The sequence below is a fragment of the Scandinavium sp. genome (genome assembly GCF_036271055.1).
Taxonomy (GTDB): domain Bacteria; phylum Pseudomonadota; class Gammaproteobacteria; order Enterobacterales; family Enterobacteriaceae; genus Scandinavium.
Genome location: NZ_DATBBJ010000073.1, coordinates 474,820 through 490,680 on the forward strand (window position 1 = coordinate 474,820; position 15,861 = coordinate 490,680).

A 15,861-nucleotide genomic window follows, 5' to 3' on the forward strand; every position below is an offset into this window, starting at 1 on the left:
CGCTATTGGCAGGCGACTCCGTTATTTCTTTTTAGGGTTTATTACCAATTCCATAGCGTGCCGTCTTCCAGACGCGCCACCGGGAGATAAGCCGGATCATACGGATATTTCGCAGCCAGCTTTTCGTCAAACTCAATGCCCAGCCCCGGTTTGTTGCCCGGATGCATGTAGCCATTGTCGAAAGTCCAGTTATGCGGGAACACCTCCAGCATTTGATCGGAATAGCCCATATATTCCTGAACGCCAAAGTTTGGCACCCACAAGTCAAAATGCAGCGCCGCCGCCATACATACTGGCGATAAATCGGACGGCCCGTGTGAACCCGTGCGCACTTGATAAAGTGACGCAAAATCCGCGATACGACGCATCCCCGTGATACCACCCGCGTGAGTGATTGTGGTGCGGATATAGTCGATCAGCTGTTCTTCAATCAGCTGTTTGCAATCCCAGATGCTATTGAACACTTCCCCCACCGCAATCGGCGTGACGGTGTGTTGACGGATCAGACGGAAACATTCCTGGTTCTCGGCGGGCGTCGGGTCTTCCATCCAGAACAGGCGGTAATCTTCGATACTTTTACCGAAGCGCGCAGCTTCAATCGGCGTCAGACGGTGATGCATGTCGTGCAAAAGATGTTCGTCAAAGCCGAATTTTTGACGCACCGCGTCGAACAGTTTCGGCGTGAAATCGAGGTATTTTTCGGTAGACCACAGCTGTTCTTCCGGCCACTGGCCTTTGGTGGCCGGTTCATACGCCTGCCCTTTGCCCTTCGCCATTCCATAGGTGGTTTTCATCCCCGGCACGCCGCACTGCACACGAATCGCTTTGAAACCCATTTCTTTGTGGCGTGCATAGTCGTCCAATACTTCATCAATCGTGTGGCCGGTGGTGTGGCAATAGACCATGACGCCTTCGCGCGATGCGCCGCCGAGCAGTTGATAGAGCGGCATGTTGGCGGCTTTGGCTTTGATATCCCACAGCGCCATATCGACAGCGGAAATCGCTGACATGGTCACCGGACCGCGACGCCAGTACGCGCCTTTATAAAAGAACTGCCAGATATCTTCGATGCGATGCGCATCACGACCAATCAGCTGCGGACAAAGATGATCTTTCAAATACGAAGCCACCGACAACTCACGTCCGTTCAGCGTCGCGTCGCCCAGCCCGGTGATCCCGTCTTCGGTGGTGATTTTCAATGTGACAAAATTACGTCCCGGACAAGTAACAAATACGTCTGCTGCAACAATTTTCATGTTCATTCCTTACGGCTTATCGTTGATGAGCAAATAGTGTGCCCACAACAACTACCATACAAGTATATAAAACAGAAAAAGCTCAGCGGATCACAAAAATAGAGGCATTAATGAGAGGGTTGCCCGGCAGCAAATGGCTGCGCCGGGCCAGAAGAAAGGATTATTCGATGCGGTCTTTCACGATGAAGAAGTAACACAGTGCGCCAAAGAAAGTGACGCAGGCGGCAATCACCAGAGCCAGATTAAAGGAATGCGTGGTGTCGACCACCCAGCCGGTAACAATCGGCGCGAATGAAGCAAACACGAAGCTGCCGAAGTTTTGAATGGCCGCCACAGACGCCACTTTGGTTTCTGCCACCATGACCTGCACCAAACCCCAGGCAGAGGTTCCGGCAAAGTGGACGCAGAATAGAGCCATCGAAATAAAGGCTACCGCCTGTGTCGGAGTGGAAGATTGCACCACCAGCAGCGTACCAAGCGCAGAAAGAATCAGACCGAGCACAATTGCCGTTTTACGGGTTTTCGCCAAATCATAGCCGCGACGCGCCAGTGCATCGACCACAAATCCGTTGGTCCACATTCCGACTGCCGCCGCCAGGAACGGGATCGCCGCTACCCAACCGGTTTTCGCCAGGCTAAGCCCCTGCTCTGCCTGTAAATATCCCGGCAACCACGCGATGTACAACCAGCCGGTATAGTTCACGCCGGAGAAGCCGAGGATCATGCCCCAGGTGGTGCGGCGTTTGAACAAGGCCAGCCATTCGCTGAACGCTAATTTAGGTTTCGCCGTGGCTGGCGCAGAAAGGTATTCGCGTTCGGTTTCATTGAGGCTGAATTGCGCGCGGTTGCGATACCACGCATACCAGCAAACGCCGACGATAATACCCGCCAGACCAATCACCACGAACATCGTGCGCCAGCCCCAGGCAAGCTGCATCACCACCAGCGCGGGCGGCGCAATGGCCTGACCGATCACCGTTGAAGAGTTAAAAATGCCCAGCGCCGTGCCGCGCTCTTTCTGCACATACCAGTCGCTGATCGATTTAACGCCCGCAGGCATAAACGGGGCTTCACCGATCCCAAGCCCGATGCGCAGCAGAATAAAGTGACTGAACGAGTTCACAACGCCAGTCAGCGCCTGCATCGCCGACCAGAAAATCAAGCCAGCGCCCAGCACCAGTCGTGGGCCAAAGCGATCCAGCAGGATCCCCGCAGGCAGTTGCGATAAACCATAAGAAAGGGAGAACGCCGACAGCAGCACGCCAAACTCGGTGGCGGATAAACCCAACTCACCACGAATGGCTTCACCCGCGACGCTCAGCGATGAGCGGTCAAGGAAGTTAACTATCCCGGCAATAAACAGCAGCGCCAGGGTCACGGTTTGGATCGTTTTTATTCTTGCGGGCTTTGCCAGCGCCGCCTGTTCCACCACGGTAGTTGCCATAAAATACTCCAGGTCAGGATTGATCTCATACGCCGTTATCCGCAGCGCTGGTCAACACTCTATACCTGAACTACTACCATACAAGTGAAGATAACAAGAAAGCTCTTAACGATCACAAATTAGAAACATTCAGGATTTTCCCCGGTCTTATTTTCAACATGAACGATTCTTTCTGGCGGTTGTCAGCAAAGTTGTTAAGGATAAATTAATCTTAGGCAAGGGAGAATCGCTTTTCTCTGCAACAATCCTGAGGCCATTGAGGTGCAGTAATATGAGTATCGACAGAATGGCGAAGATGGTGCTTCGGCGCCAGGGTATCGGGGTGAAAGATAAGGTCATTCGCTTTCGCGGCAATACCATTGTGTTTCGCTACAACGAGGACGGTTACGATATCTATATCAATGGACTGAAAATTAACTTCATCAAAACCAAAGATGTGAATGAAGCGGTGCGCATTTATAAAACAGCCTGCTAATCGCCCTTTACCGGACCTTACCATTAGGGCGGGTATTCCCTGTACTGGAGTTGGTGTAAACTCTGCGTGTGGGTTTACCGTTTTTATCACCCTAAAGGAAACAGCAATGAAAGTGACCCTTAGCAAACGCCTGTGCCTGACGGCAATGCTGACGCTGGGTGCCATCGTGTATACCGCGAGCGCATCTGCGGACACCAGCAAGCTCATCATCGAATCGGGTGATGGCGCGCAGAGCAAACAGAATGCGGCGATGGACAAGGAGCAGTGGAACGACACCCGTTCCCTTCGTCAGAAGGTGAACACCCGCGCTGAAAAAGAGTGGGACAAAACCGACGTGGCCTTTGATTCTCGTGACAAATGCGAGCAAAGCACCAACCTGAACGCGTACTGGGAACCCAACACCCTGCGCTGTCTCGACAGAACTACCGGTCGAAAGCTCGTTCCGTAATACCGATGGGCGCAGATCTGCGCCCTTCTTCCCCGTTTGCCCTGCTCATCTTAATAAGGACATCACATGGCTGACGCTTATACCGTTAAGCTGCGCCCGCTGGAACGCGAAGACCTGCGTTTTGTTCATCAACTGGATAATAACGCCAGCGTGATGCGCTATTGGTTCGAAGAACCCTATGAAGCCTTCGTGGAGCTCTCAGATCTCTACGACAAACACATTCACGACCAAAGCGAACGCCGCTTTGTCATTGAATGCGACGGCGAAAAAGCCGGTCTGGTTGAATTAGTGGAAATTAACCACGTTCACCGCCGTGCCGAGTTTCAGATTATTATTTCCCCGGATTTTCAGGGCAAAGGCCTTGCCACCAAAGCGGCGCTGCTGGCGATGGATTACGGCTTTATGGTGCTGAACCTGTACAAGCTGTATTTGATTGTCGACACGGAAAACGAAAAAGCGATTCATATCTATCGCAAACTCGGTTTTCAGGTGGAAGGCGAACTCATCCATGAGTTTTTCATTAACGGCGAATACCGCAATACCATTCGGATGTGCTTGTTCCAGCATCAATACTTACCGAAACACAAAACGCACACCCTGCTCAAGCCAACGGCTCAGTAGTATTCAATGGTATTTTTGATGGTGTAATGCTGTGTCACCGCAGGTTTTACACTGTCATCCACAATCTGCAAATCGCAGCTCAACGGATTATCGTGCCTGTCGTAATCGCAGGTTTGCGCCACATTGCCAATGGTTTTGTCATTCAGCAGGCTGACCGCCGTGTAATCCAGTTTTTTGCGGGTATCCTTCGGTGGGCTGGCAATAATCTTCAGCGTTTCTTTTCCGCTGGTAGAGGTTTTCCCCAGCGGGTAACCCTCTTTGTCATACTGATAATCCACCGTGAATTCTTTGCCATGTGCGGCGACGACAAAACCATTATCGTCCGTATCCCACGTGAGTCCGGCTGCTGGCAGTCCCGCAAGTTGGCATTTGCCTTGTAGCAAAATGCGTTTTTGCTGCGTCGTGCCGTCGACATAGTAATTCGCATCTAACACCAGCGTGACACCCGTGTTGTTCTCCAGATCGTGCATTTCAATCAAATCAAAACAGCCTTCCTGCGACAGTTTCGCGCTCACGCGTTTGGTCACTTCGCCCTTTTCGTTCATCAGCGTCTGGCTGAAATCTTTCACCGGGCCGCGCAGCGGATCAAAATCAAATTCGTTGGAAAAGCTCGCCATCTCCGGCGTAAACGCGACCGGAACCGAGGCGTTATCACAGGCGGTGAGCGCGCTTACCAGCGGCATCAACAACAGCAGTTTCTTCACAGACTGTCCTTCACGGTAGAATTTTCTCAATCATATTAGCAAATACAGCGATTTACACTATCAGTGCTATGCTTTTATCTCACCGTAGCGAAAGGAGATGCGTATGAAAAAGACTCACTGGCTATTGGCACTGTTACTGGCCGGCGCGATGCCTGCGTTCGCGGCAGCGCCGGAATCTTGCGAGCGTGTGAAAGAGGACATTCAGCAGAAAATTGTCAACAACGGTGTGGAGGAATCGGCCTTTACGCTGGACATCGTGCCAAATGACCAGGCCGACCGCCCCGATGCGCAAGTCGTGGGGCACTGCGCCAATGACACCTTTAAAATTCTCTACACCCGTAACGGCAACGAACAGCAGTAGTTTCTGCCTTCAAACGAAAGATATTATCCCTTGATTGACCGGGGATAATATCTTCCTACCTCTAAGTAAGTAACATTCTTCCATCAAAAGTCGGGTTTTACGTCCGATGGTATAACTAAAAAGATGGAGTGAGTGATGTCGGAAAATGAACACCATGAACACCTCGGCGGGATCAGCCGTCGTTCTTTGATCAAATCATCTGCAATTGGTTCTTTCGCGCTTGCCGCAAGCGGTGTGTCTCTGCCCTTTGGCCTTAAAAGCGCGGCCGCGGCCGTTCAGCAAGCGACTCTTCCGGCTGATAAAGTGGTCTGGGGCGCCTGCTCGGTCAACTGCGGCAGTCGATGCGCCCTGCGTCTTCACGTGCGTGATGACGAAGTGTATTGGGTAGAAACCGACAATACCGGCGAAGATATTTACGGCGATCACCAGGTGCGCGCCTGTCTGCGCGGGCGTTCGATTCGTCGTCGCATAAACCATCCGGAACGACTGAATTACCCGATGAAACGCGTCGGCAAACGCGGTGAAGGTAAATTCGAACGCATCAGTTGGGACGAAGCGCTCGATATGCTGACCGATAGCCTCAAACATGTGGTGAAAGAATACGGCAACGAAGCGGTGTACATTAACTACACCTCCGGCATTGTCGGCGGCAACATCACCCGCTCCTCTCCGTATGCGTCACTGGTACTGCGTCTGATGAACTGCTACGGCGGCGCACTTAACCAGTACGGCACCTACAGCACTGCGCAAATCGCCTGCGCCATGCCTTACACCTACGGCTCCAACGACGGTAACAGCACCTCCGACATCGAAAATAGCCAACTGGTAGTGATGTTCGGCAACAATCCGGCTGAAACCCGCATGAGCGGCGGCGGCATTACCTATTATCTGGAACAGGCGCGCGAGCGGTCCAATGCCAGAATGATCGTCATTGACCCACGCTATACCGACACTGCTGCCGGGCGCGAAGATGAATGGGTGCCGATTCGTCCGGGAACCGACGCCGCGCTGGTCGCAGGCATGGCATGGGTATTGATTGACGAAAACCTCGTTGACCAGCCATTCCTCGATAAATACTGCGTCGGCTACGACGAAAAGACACTGCCGGAAGGCGCGCCTGCTAACAGCCACTACAAGGCCTATATTCTCGGTCAGGGCGACGATGCCACGGCGAAAACGCCGGAATGGGCCTCGCGTATCACCGGGATCCCGGCGGACAAAATCATCAAACTGGCACGTGAAATCGGCACGGCCAAACCGGCGTATATTTGTCAGGGCTGGGGTCCACAACGCCAGGCCAACGGTGAACTCACCGCTCGCGCCATCGCCATGTTGCCGATTCTGACGGGTAATGTTGGCATTAACGGCGGCAATAGCGGCGCACGTGAATCGACCTATAACATCACCATCGAGCGTATGCCGGTGCTGGAAAACCCGGTGAAAACGGCGATTTCCTGTTTCACCTGGACAGACGCCATAGAACGCGGCGCAGAAATGACCGCCACGCGCGACGGTGTACGTGGCAAAGACAAACTGGATGTACCGATTAAGTTCATCTGGAACTATGCGGGCAACACCATCATCAATCAGCATTCGCAGATCAACCGCACCCACGACATCCTCCAGGATGACAAAAAATGCGAAATGATTGTGGTCATCGAAAACTTTATGACCGCCTCGGCGAAATACGCTGATTTGTTGCTGCCGGATCTGATGACCATCGAACAAGAAGACATCATCCCGAACGATTACGCAGGCAATATGGGCTATTTGATTTTCATCCAGCCTGCCACCAGCGCGAAATTTGAGCGTAAACCGATTTACTGGATCCTCAGCGAAGTCGCAAAACGCCTTGGCCCAGACGTGTTCCAGAAGTTCACCGAAGGTCGCACTCAGGCCGAATGGCTGCAATATCTGTACGCGAAAATGGTCGCCAAAGATCCCCTACTGCCGTCGTATGAAGCGTTGAAAGCGATGGGTATTTACAAGCGTAAAGATCCTAACGGTCATTTCGTGGCTTATAAAGATTTCCGTGACGATCCGGCGGCGAATCCGTTGAAAACGCCGTCGGGGAAAATTGAAATTTACTCTGCGCAGTTAGCACAAATCGCTGAAAGTTGGGAAATCGAGAAAGACGACACCATCAGCCCACTGCCGGTCTACGCTTCCACTTTCGATGGCTGGGATGCGCCGCAGCGCGAACAGTTCCCGCTGCAACTCTTTGGCTTCCATTACAAAGCGCGTACCCATTCCAGTTACGGCAATATTGATGTGCTGCAAGCCGCCTGCCGCCAGGAAGTTTGGTTAAATCCGGTGGATGCTGCGAAGCGTGGCATTCATAATGGTGACATGGTGCGCGTGTTTAATGACCGTGGCGAGTTACGCATTGAGGCCAAAGTCACGCCGCGAATTATGCCGGGCGTTAGCGCGATGGGCCAGGGTGCATGGCATAATGCCAGCATGAACGGCGACCGTATCGATCATGGTTCATGCATCAATACGCTGACGACCCAGCGCCCATCGCCACTGGCGAAAGGCAACCCGCAGCATACCAATTTGGTGCAAATCGAGAAGGTCTGAATCTTCTGCGTAGCAACGTGATAACTGTCGTTATCCGTAATTTTATCAAGACTATCGGCGTGGGAAGTCCCACGCCACAGCAAGGAAACTGTTATGAATGAACCGCGATTCGTAGAAGCCATCGCCATTACAGGCCGTGTACTCGGCGCGCTGTTTTATTTAGATCCACAAAGCGAGAACGTCACCCCGCTGGTGGACTCTTTCCGCGACGGCTCCTGGGCGCAGCAATGGCCTGAATCTATCCCGTTCAAAGAAGAGCTGATTGAAAACTTTAAAGCGGAGTCAGAAGAACCATTAAGCGAGGCGTTTCAGCGTCTTTTCGTCGGGCCGTATGCGTTGCCCGCTCCGCCGTGGGGCTCGGTGTGGTTAGACCGCGAAAACGTGCTGTTCGGTGATTCGACTCTCGCTCTGCGTCAATGGATGCGCGAAAACGGCATCTCTTTCGAAGCGGAACAAAATGAACCGGAAGATCATTTCGGCACCATGCTGATGCTGGGCGCCTGGCTGAAAGAAAATAACCGTGATGAAGAGTGGCAGCAGCTGCTTGGCTGGCACCTTCTGCCCTGGTCGGGTCGTTTTCTTGAAGAGTTTATCGCCCACGCAGAACATCCGTTCTACCGTTCACTCGGGGAACTGGCACAGCAGACGCTGGCATTCTGGAAAACCCAACTGCTGTTCCCGGTTGCAGAGAAAAAGCTGTACCGCTAAAACACCTCGCTCGTCCGTCACCCGACGGACGACTTAACTTAAATTTCAGTCACCTATAAAAATCCAGTTTGTTACGGTGTCACCTTTGTGATTTAGTTTTAAGATAATTCTGGCAATCTACTCTCCAGCCGTTACGTTATAAGGCGTAACACCTTGTTTACAATTCCTGACACCCGAACTTAATTCCCTCCCTTTCTGGAATCCTTCCCCACCACTTGCTATAGGTCTTGGACCCTGCCGGAACATGGCATAACAACACCTATAAGCATGCAAACAGGGAGATACACTGCAATGCAATCATCGTTATTGACCCGCGCGCTACTTTTTATCGGCGCGATTATCGTGGTCCTGGCACTCGTCACGTGGGGAATTGGTCTCGATACCCTTCGCGCGCGCCAGGTCGATTTACTCTATCTCGGACAACAGCACCTGATCCTGGTGTTTTCCTCGATGTTCTTCGCCTTACTGGTCGGTATTCCGAGCGGGATTCTGCTGAGCCGCCCTGCCGCTCGCGGGATCGCCGAATACGTGATGCAGATATTCAATATTGGTAACACGTTGCCGCCACTGGCCGTTCTGGCACTGGCGATGGTGGTTGTCGGTATTGGCGATAAACCGGCGATTGTGGCGCTGTTTCTTGCGTCGCTGCTGCCGATTGTGCGCAACACCTATTCCGGGCTACGTTCCGTGCCGGGTTCTCTGCTGGAAGCGGCGAACGGGATCGGAATGACCAAATGGCAACGTTTGACACAGGTGGAAATCCCTAATGCCTGGCCGGTAATGATGTCCGGCATTCGTATTGCCACCGCCATTAACGTTGGTACTGCGCCGCTGGCCTTTTTGATTGGCGCGAGCAGCTACGGTGAGCTGATTTTCCCCGGTATTTACCTTAACGACTTCCCGACGCTGATCCTCGGTGCTGTCGCAACCGCCCTGTTCGCCCTGATCCTCGACACACTGTTGGCAGGCCTTGGACGCATCCTTAGCCCGCATACTGCCGAATAACTATAATCAGGAGCATGAGATGAGACGATTAACCCGTCTGTTTGTCGCCGCCGCTGCGCTGGCGTTTGTTGCCGGACAGGCACAGGCCGCCCCGCTGATTCTGGCGACCAAAAGTTTTACCGAGCAGCATATTTTATCCGCCATTACCGTGCAGTATCTGCGTAAAAAAGGATTCGAAGTCCAACCGAAAACCAATATTGCGACGGTGATTTCGCATAACGCGATGATTAACAAGCAAATTGATATGACCTGGGAGTACACCGGAACTGCGCTCATCATCTTCTACCACATCGACAAGCGCATGTCACCGGAAGCGTCTTACGAAACGGTGAAGCGTCTCGAAGCGAAGCACGGGCTGGTGTGGCTGAAACCCGCCGAAATGAACAATACCTATGCTTTCGCTATGCAACGTAAACGTGCCGAGGCCGAAAACATCAACACCATGTCGGAGATGGTGGCGAAGATTGAGCAGATCCGTAAAACCGACCCGAAACACAACTGGTTGTTGGGGCTGGATCTCGAGTTTGCCGGGCGCAGCGACGGCATGAAACCCTTGCAGCAGGCCTACCAAATGACGCTCGACAGACCCCAAATCCGCCAGATGGACCCGGGCCTGGTCTACAACGCCGTGCGTGACGGTTTTGTTGATGCTGGGCTGATTTACACCACCGACGGCCGTGTGAAAGGTTTCGACCTGAAAGTGCTGAAAGACGACAAAGGGTTCTTCCCGAGCTACGCCGTCACGCCAGTTGTGCGCAAAGACACGCTGGAAGCCAATCCAGGGCTGGAAGAAGCACTTAACACGATCTCTGGCCTGTTGAATAACGAGGTGATTACCGAGCTGAATAAGCGCGTGGATATCGATCACCAGACGCCACAAAAAGTTGCGCAGGATTTTCTGCACAGCAAAGGCCTGGTTTAAGGAGGAATGATGGAAACTGTCCATTACATGATCGATAACTGGAACTATCTGGCAACGCTGACCTGGCAACACCTGTGGCTGGTGTTGCTCGCCGTGGGACTGGCGATAATTACCGGTGTTCCACTGGGCATTTTAATTGTTCGTTACAAATGGCTGGCCACACCGATCCTCGGCCTGACCACTATTTTGCTGACCATTCCGTCGATTGCGTTATTCGGCCTGATGATCCCGCTGTTCTCAATGATTGGCGAAGGTATTGGCGCCCTGCCAGCCATTACCGCAGTGTTCCTCTATTCATTACTGCCGATTGTGCGTAATACCCACATCGCACTCGACAGCCTGCCACCGGGCCTGCGTGAAGCCGGACGCGGGATCGGCATGACGTTCTGGCAGCGTCTGCGTTGGGTTGAAATTCCGATTGCGCTGCCAGTGATTTTCGGTGGTATCCGTACCGCCGTGGTGATGAACATTGGCGTAATGGCAATTGCCGCCGTGATTGGTGCGGGTGGCCTTGGGCTGCTACTGCTCAACGGCATTGGCGGCAGTGATATTCGTATGTTAATTGCCGGGGCGCTGATGATTTGCCTGCTGGCTATTGTGCTCGACTGGTTGCTGCATCGACTGCAGATTGTCCTGACACCAAAAGGGATCCGATAATGATAAAATTAGAAAATCTGACCAAACAATTTACGCAAAAAAACGGCCAGAGTTTTAATGCCGTAGACAACGTTAATCTCAACGTGCCGGAAGGCGAAATGTGTGTGCTGCTGGGGCCATCAGGCTGCGGCAAAACCACCACGCTTAAAATGATTAACCGCCTGATCCCCGCAAGCAGCGGTAAAATCCTGATCAACGGCCAGGACACCAGCGACATGGACACCGTGACGCTGCGCCGCAATATTGGCTATGTGATCCAGCAAATTGGCCTGTTCCCGAACATGACCATTGAGGAAAACATCACTGTCGTGCCAAGAATGCTCGGCTGGGACAAAGCCCGTTATAAGGCGCGTGCCGAAGAGTTGATGGACATGGTAGCGATGGATCCGAAGAAATTCCTTAACCGCTATCCGAAAGAAATGTCCGGCGGTCAGCAACAGCGTATCGGCGTGATTCGCGCCCTGGCGGCTGATCCTCCGGTCCTGCTGATGGATGAACCGTTCGGCGCGGTCGACCCCATCAACCGTGAAGTGATCCAGAATCAGTTCCTGGATATGCAGCGTCAGCTTAAAAAAACGGTGATGCTGGTCAGCCACGACATTGATGAGGCGCTGAAATTGGGTGATCGTATCGCCGTATTCCGTCAGGGGCGAATCGTCCAGTGTGCCAGCCCGGACGAATTGCTCGCCAAACCGGCGAATGAATTTGTTGGCTCATTTGTCGGTCAGGACCGAACGCTGAAACGCCTGCTGTTAGTCTCAGCCGGTGACGTCACCGACCAACAGCCAACTATTACTGTGAAACGCGATACCGCTGCGCCTGAGGCATTTGCCACGATGGATGACAACGATATTCGAGCCATTACCGTCGTGGATAATGACGGCAAACCACTGGGCTTTGTGAAGCGCCGTGAAGCCCGTAACGCCACGGGGAACTGCGCAGATCTGCTGCACCCGTTCCGCGTCACAGGTAAAGCCGAAGACAACTTGCGCGTGGTGCTGTCCAAACTATACGAAAGCAACACCAGCTGGATGCCGATTGTCGATGAAGAAGGCCGCTACAACGGTGAAATTTCTCAGGATTACATCGCCGACTACCTCAGCTCAGGTCGTACACGACGTGCGTTGAATATTTATTCGGCGGATTAACCTGTAAGGCCTGATGGCGTGTACGCTTCTCAGGCCAACAAGAACATTGTAGGCCCGTGCAAGCGTAAGCGCCGCCGGGCTATACCGCAGAAATCCATTCGCAACCTTCCTCACCGTGACATTTATCAATCAACCTCAGCAGGTTGTGTATAGTATTCACTATCCCTTTTTCACAATGTAGAACTGATGCACCGTCTTCATACTTATCCGGATATTCAGGCTATGTTTCGCCGCCTGTTGATTGCGACGATTGTCGGTATTCTCGCCGCCCTTGCCGTGGCGCTGTTTCGGCACGCCATGTATTGGCTCGAATGGCTTTTGCTTAGCGACAGCAGTGGCAGTCTGGTGTATGCAGCAAGCGGTTTGCCTTGGTGGCGACGGCTGCTGACGCCCGCGCTCGGCGGGCTGGCTGCGGGTCTGCTGTTATGGGGCTGGCAGCGTTACACGCGTCAGCGACCGCATGCGCCGACCGACTATATGGAAGCGTTAGAAACCGGCGACGGGCAGTTTGATTATGGTTCGAGCCTCATCAAATCTCTGGCCTCTTTGTTAGTGGTGGTCAGCGGCAGCGCCATCGGGCGTGAAGGCGCGATGATCCTGCTTGCCGCCCTCGCCGCCTCTTTCTTTGCAAAACGTTTTACGCCAAAAGACGAATGGAAGCTGTGGATTGCTTGTGGGGCCGCCGCCGGGATGGCGAGCGCCTATCACGCACCGCTGGCCGGAAGTTTGTTTATCGCAGAAATTCTGTTCGGCACTTTGATGCTGGCTTCACTCGGGCCGGTGGTGGTCGCAGCCGTTATCGCCCTTTTAATTACGAACTTATTGAGCGGCGGCCCGGCGTTGTTGTATATCGTCCAGGTTGACGCGCCGCACAGCGCGGGAACCTACGGTTTAATGCTGGCGACAGGTTTACTCGCCGGGCTTTGCGGCCCGCTGTTTGTCTGGCTGATGGGTGTCACCCATTCCCTCTTCTTACGCCTGAAACTCTCCCCGCCGTGGCAACTCGCACTCGGTGGTTTTATTGTCGGCCTGCTGTCACTAATCACACCCGCCGTCTGGGGAAATGGTTACAGCGTGGTGCAAGGCTATTTGCTGACACCACCGCTGTTTGCCGCGATCGGGGGCGTGTTTATCTGCAAACTGCTGGCGGTTCTGTCGAGCAGCGGTTCTGGTGCGCCGGGCGGGGTGTTTACGCCAACACTGTTTGTCGGCATGGCAATCGGAATGCTGTTTGCCCGCGTCTGGGGGCTATGGCTGCCGGATGGCAATGAAATGGCGGTATTACTGGGGTTAACGGGAATGGCAACGCTACTGGCGGCGACCACCCATGCGCCGATTATGTCGACGCTGATGATTTGTGAAATGACCGGGCAATATGCGTTACTGCCCGGCTTGCTGATTTCCTGCGTGGTGGCTTCGGTGCTTTCGCGAACGTTGCGTCAGGATTCAATTTACCGTCAACACGTCGCCGAACAGGGATAAATCAACATATTGGCTCAAATCGCGCTGTTCTGCGCGTGGCAAATACGGCAGCTCTCCGACCAACGGCGCGGGGAGTTTTTTGCTCAGCACATCAATAATTTCAGCGTAATGCGCGAGACAGGGGTTGATACGGTTCGCAACCCAACCGATAAACGGCAAACCGTCGTTGGCAATCGCCTGGGCGGTCAGCAAAGCGTGATTAATGCAGCCTTCCTGGATCCCGACCACCATCACCACCGGCAATTGTTCCTGAACCACCCATTCGGAAAGTGGGCGCAGATCGTTCATCAGGCTGCGCCAGCCGCCAGTGCCTTCAACCACCACATGCTCGACCGCCGCACTCAGCTCGCCAAGCCCTTTCGACAACAGCGTGTAATCGATTTGGCAGTTGTGCGCCACGCTGCTTTCCTCTTCGCTCAGGGCGATAGGATTGATGGCACTGTAGGGAAGCTCTACGGTCGTCACGCTTTGCAGGATCAGTGCGTCTTTGTTCCGCAGCCCATCAGGGGTTTCCTTACTGCCTTTGGCGACAGGCTTGTAGCCCGCGACATGGCTACCTTGAGCGGCCAGCGCTTGCAGCAATGCGCGTGATACGACCGTTTTACCAACAGACGTATCCGTACCTGTAATAAAGAAACGCTTAAGCATGTTCCACTCCACAGCTTTGACGGAAATATATAAATCAGGGTGATAGTTCAGAGCGGAGGGAGTGTACGTGAACGCCCGAAAAGGCGGCTTGCGTTAGCGCAATTTTAGTTAAACAAATTTAAATTGTTATCCTTGCAGCAGTCTGATCAACAGTGAGCCGTTATACAGCGCATCTTTGACCAGCGCAGCGCCGGTCATCGTGCCACGGTTCAGAAACTGGGTGCTTTCAACACTGATATGTTTGCTGTATGCGGGCAGTGATTGCTGATGAATACAGGCGCTGATAGCCGGAAAAAGGATGCTGGAAGCCTGATTAAACGGCGAACCAATAAGAATTTTTTGCGGATTAAATAAATTCACCATAATCGCGAGAATGCGCCCAACATGGGTGCCCACGCCGCTTATGATATCACTGGCTAAGAGATCGCCCTGCACCGCCGCCTGGCAAAGCCATTCGACTGTCAGAGGCTGCTGATGCAGCATCGAGCTCATCGACTGTTTCATCCGCACTTGTGTCAGTTCCAGAACGCTCTCAACGCTGGCAATAGTTTCCAGACAACCGTGATTACCACAGTAACAGCGATTCCCGTAAGGATCGACCTGCGTATGGCCGATTTCCACCAGGCTGCTGCTTCCTGCATGCAGTAATCGCCCGTCGGTTACCACACCTGCGCCCACGTTATGATCGATAACCACCTGAATCACATCCCGCGCGCCGCGTGATGCGCCGAACAGCGCCTCTGCCATGGTCCATGCGCTGATATCATGTTGCAGGTAAACCGGTACGCCAGTGCGCGATTCCAGCGCCTCGCCGAGCGCCACTTCTTTGACGTCATCATAAAACGGCATCCGGTGAATAATGCCATTTTCAGTGTCAATAATTCCGGGAAGGGTTATTGCAATAGAGGTTAAACGCTCCAGTTTTTGCTGGTGGCGAATAAAGAAATGATCGATGTGTTCGATGACCCGGTCGAGGAAAGGTTTGTCATCCACCAGGGGCAGCGTTTGTTCTTCTTCCACCACCAGTTTGCTGCTCAAATCACGCAGGGCGAGATTGATTTCCCCGCGACTGATGCGCAGCGAAAGATAATGCCAGGCTTCGGTTTCCACCATCAGCCCGACCGCAGGACGCCCACGGCTGCCCGGATCCTGAATTTCAGTTTCCTGCACCAGGTGTGCTTCGAGCATTTCACGAACGATTTTGGTAATACTGGCGGGAGCTAATTGCGCAAGGCGAGAAAGGTCGATACGCGACACCGGGCCGAGTTGATCAATCAGGCGGTACACCGCCCCTGCGTTGGTTTGCTTGATCTGATCGATATGGCCTGGCTGACTTTCTGCTACCACCGCAAACTCCCTTATTTTCGCGCTTCGAAATAAACTTTTGCTATGGTGAAGCACT

At 53.2% G+C, this 15,861-nt stretch carries 16 protein-coding genes; 11 read left to right on the forward strand and 5 right to left on the reverse strand.

The genetic code is table 11. From position 1 onward, the window contains the following. Positions 1-41: 41 nt before the first annotated feature. Both rspA and VH187_RS16020 read right to left on the reverse strand, forming a co-directional pair. A complete protein-coding gene (rspA, locus tag VH187_RS16015) occupies positions 42-1,256 on the reverse strand; it encodes a starvation-sensing protein RspA (RefSeq protein ID WP_329702431.1) in 1,215 nt (404 codons plus the stop codon). A 160-nt stretch (positions 1,257-1,416) separates the two neighbouring features. Continuing rightward, entirely contained in the window at positions 1,417-2,700 is a 1,284-nt protein-coding gene (locus VH187_RS16020) for an MFS transporter (protein ID WP_329702432.1), read from the reverse strand. Positions 2,701-2,971: 271 nt separating this feature from the next. On the opposite strand from VH187_RS16020, the gene VH187_RS16025 reads away from it, so the two are divergent. From VH187_RS16025 to speG, 3 genes are all read left to right on the forward strand, one after another. After that, positions 2,972-3,175 (forward strand): hypothetical protein, encoded by a 204-nt coding sequence (locus VH187_RS16025; protein WP_329702433.1) that lies wholly within the window; start codon positions 2,972-2,974, stop codon positions 3,173-3,175. A gap of 106 nt (positions 3,176-3,281) precedes the next feature. Continuing rightward, positions 3,282-3,623, forward strand: coding sequence for a DUF1283 family protein (locus VH187_RS16030; protein ID WP_329702434.1), 342 nt, complete (start codon positions 3,282-3,284; stop codon positions 3,621-3,623). Between the two features lie 66 nt (positions 3,624-3,689). Then, positions 3,690-4,244, forward strand: a complete 555-nt coding sequence (speG, locus tag VH187_RS16035; RefSeq protein ID WP_329702435.1) for a spermidine N1-acetyltransferase — start codon at positions 3,690-3,692, stop codon at positions 4,242-4,244. Here the strand turns inward: speG and VH187_RS16040 are convergent. After that, complete coding sequence (locus tag VH187_RS16040; RefSeq protein ID WP_329702436.1) at positions 4,238-4,948, reverse strand: YnfC family lipoprotein; 711 nt, start codon at positions 4,946-4,948, stop codon at positions 4,238-4,240. The genes speG and VH187_RS16040 overlap by 7 nt on opposite strands. A 103-nt stretch (positions 4,949-5,051) precedes the next feature. Between VH187_RS16040 and VH187_RS16045 the strand changes: the two genes are divergently transcribed. The 8 genes from VH187_RS16045 to clcB all read left to right on the forward strand — a co-directional run bounded on the left by VH187_RS16045 (position 5,052) and on the right by clcB (position 13,811). Then, positions 5,052-5,309, forward strand: coding sequence for a DUF1161 domain-containing protein (locus tag VH187_RS16045; RefSeq protein ID WP_329702437.1), 258 nt, complete (start codon positions 5,052-5,054; stop codon positions 5,307-5,309). Positions 5,310-5,444: 135 nt separating this feature from the next. Beyond that, complete coding sequence (gene ynfE, locus VH187_RS16050; RefSeq protein WP_329702438.1) at positions 5,445-7,889, forward strand: selenate/tellurate reductase subunit YnfE; 2,445 nt, start codon at positions 5,445-5,447, stop codon at positions 7,887-7,889. Between the two features lie 93 nt (positions 7,890-7,982). After that, positions 7,983-8,597, forward strand: coding sequence for a Tat proofreading chaperone DmsD (dmsD, locus tag VH187_RS16055; RefSeq protein ID WP_329702439.1), 615 nt, complete (start codon positions 7,983-7,985; stop codon positions 8,595-8,597). A gap of 291 nt (positions 8,598-8,888) precedes the next feature. Beyond that, a complete protein-coding gene (gene osmY, locus VH187_RS16060; RefSeq protein ID WP_329702440.1) occupies positions 8,889-9,602 on the forward strand; it encodes an osmoprotectant ABC transporter permease OsmY in 714 nt (237 codons plus the stop codon). Between the two features lie 19 nt (positions 9,603-9,621). Then, a complete protein-coding gene (locus tag VH187_RS16065; protein ID WP_329702441.1) occupies positions 9,622-10,524 on the forward strand; it encodes a glycine betaine ABC transporter substrate-binding protein in 903 nt (300 codons plus the stop codon). Positions 10,525-10,533: 9 nt separating this feature from the next. Next, the gene (gene osmW / locus VH187_RS16070) at positions 10,534-11,181 is read left to right on the forward strand and encodes an osmoprotectant ABC transporter permease OsmW (protein WP_329702486.1); all 648 of its coding nucleotides are present in this window, start codon (positions 10,534-10,536) and stop codon (positions 11,179-11,181) included. Beyond that, positions 11,181-12,329, forward strand: coding sequence for an osmoprotectant ABC transporter ATP-binding protein OsmV (gene osmV, locus VH187_RS16075; protein ID WP_329702442.1), 1,149 nt, complete (start codon positions 11,181-11,183; stop codon positions 12,327-12,329). The genes osmW and osmV overlap by 1 nt, the downstream gene beginning before the upstream one ends. 186 nt (positions 12,330-12,515) lie before the next feature. Then, positions 12,516-13,811 (forward strand): voltage-gated ClC-type chloride channel ClcB, encoded by a 1,296-nt coding sequence (clcB, locus tag VH187_RS16080; RefSeq protein ID WP_329702443.1) that lies wholly within the window; start codon positions 12,516-12,518, stop codon positions 13,809-13,811. Here the strand turns inward: clcB and bioD are convergent. Together bioD and mlc are read right to left on the reverse strand one after the other, a co-directional pair. Next, complete coding sequence (gene bioD / locus VH187_RS16085; protein ID WP_329702444.1) at positions 13,776-14,459, reverse strand: dethiobiotin synthase; 684 nt, start codon at positions 14,457-14,459, stop codon at positions 13,776-13,778. The two genes, clcB and bioD, sit on opposite strands and share 36 nt — an antisense overlap. 126 nt (positions 14,460-14,585) lie before the next feature. Then, a complete protein-coding gene (gene mlc / locus VH187_RS16090; RefSeq protein WP_329702445.1) occupies positions 14,586-15,806 on the reverse strand; it encodes a sugar metabolism global transcriptional regulator Mlc in 1,221 nt (406 codons plus the stop codon). Between the last annotated feature and the right edge of the window lie 55 nt (positions 15,807-15,861).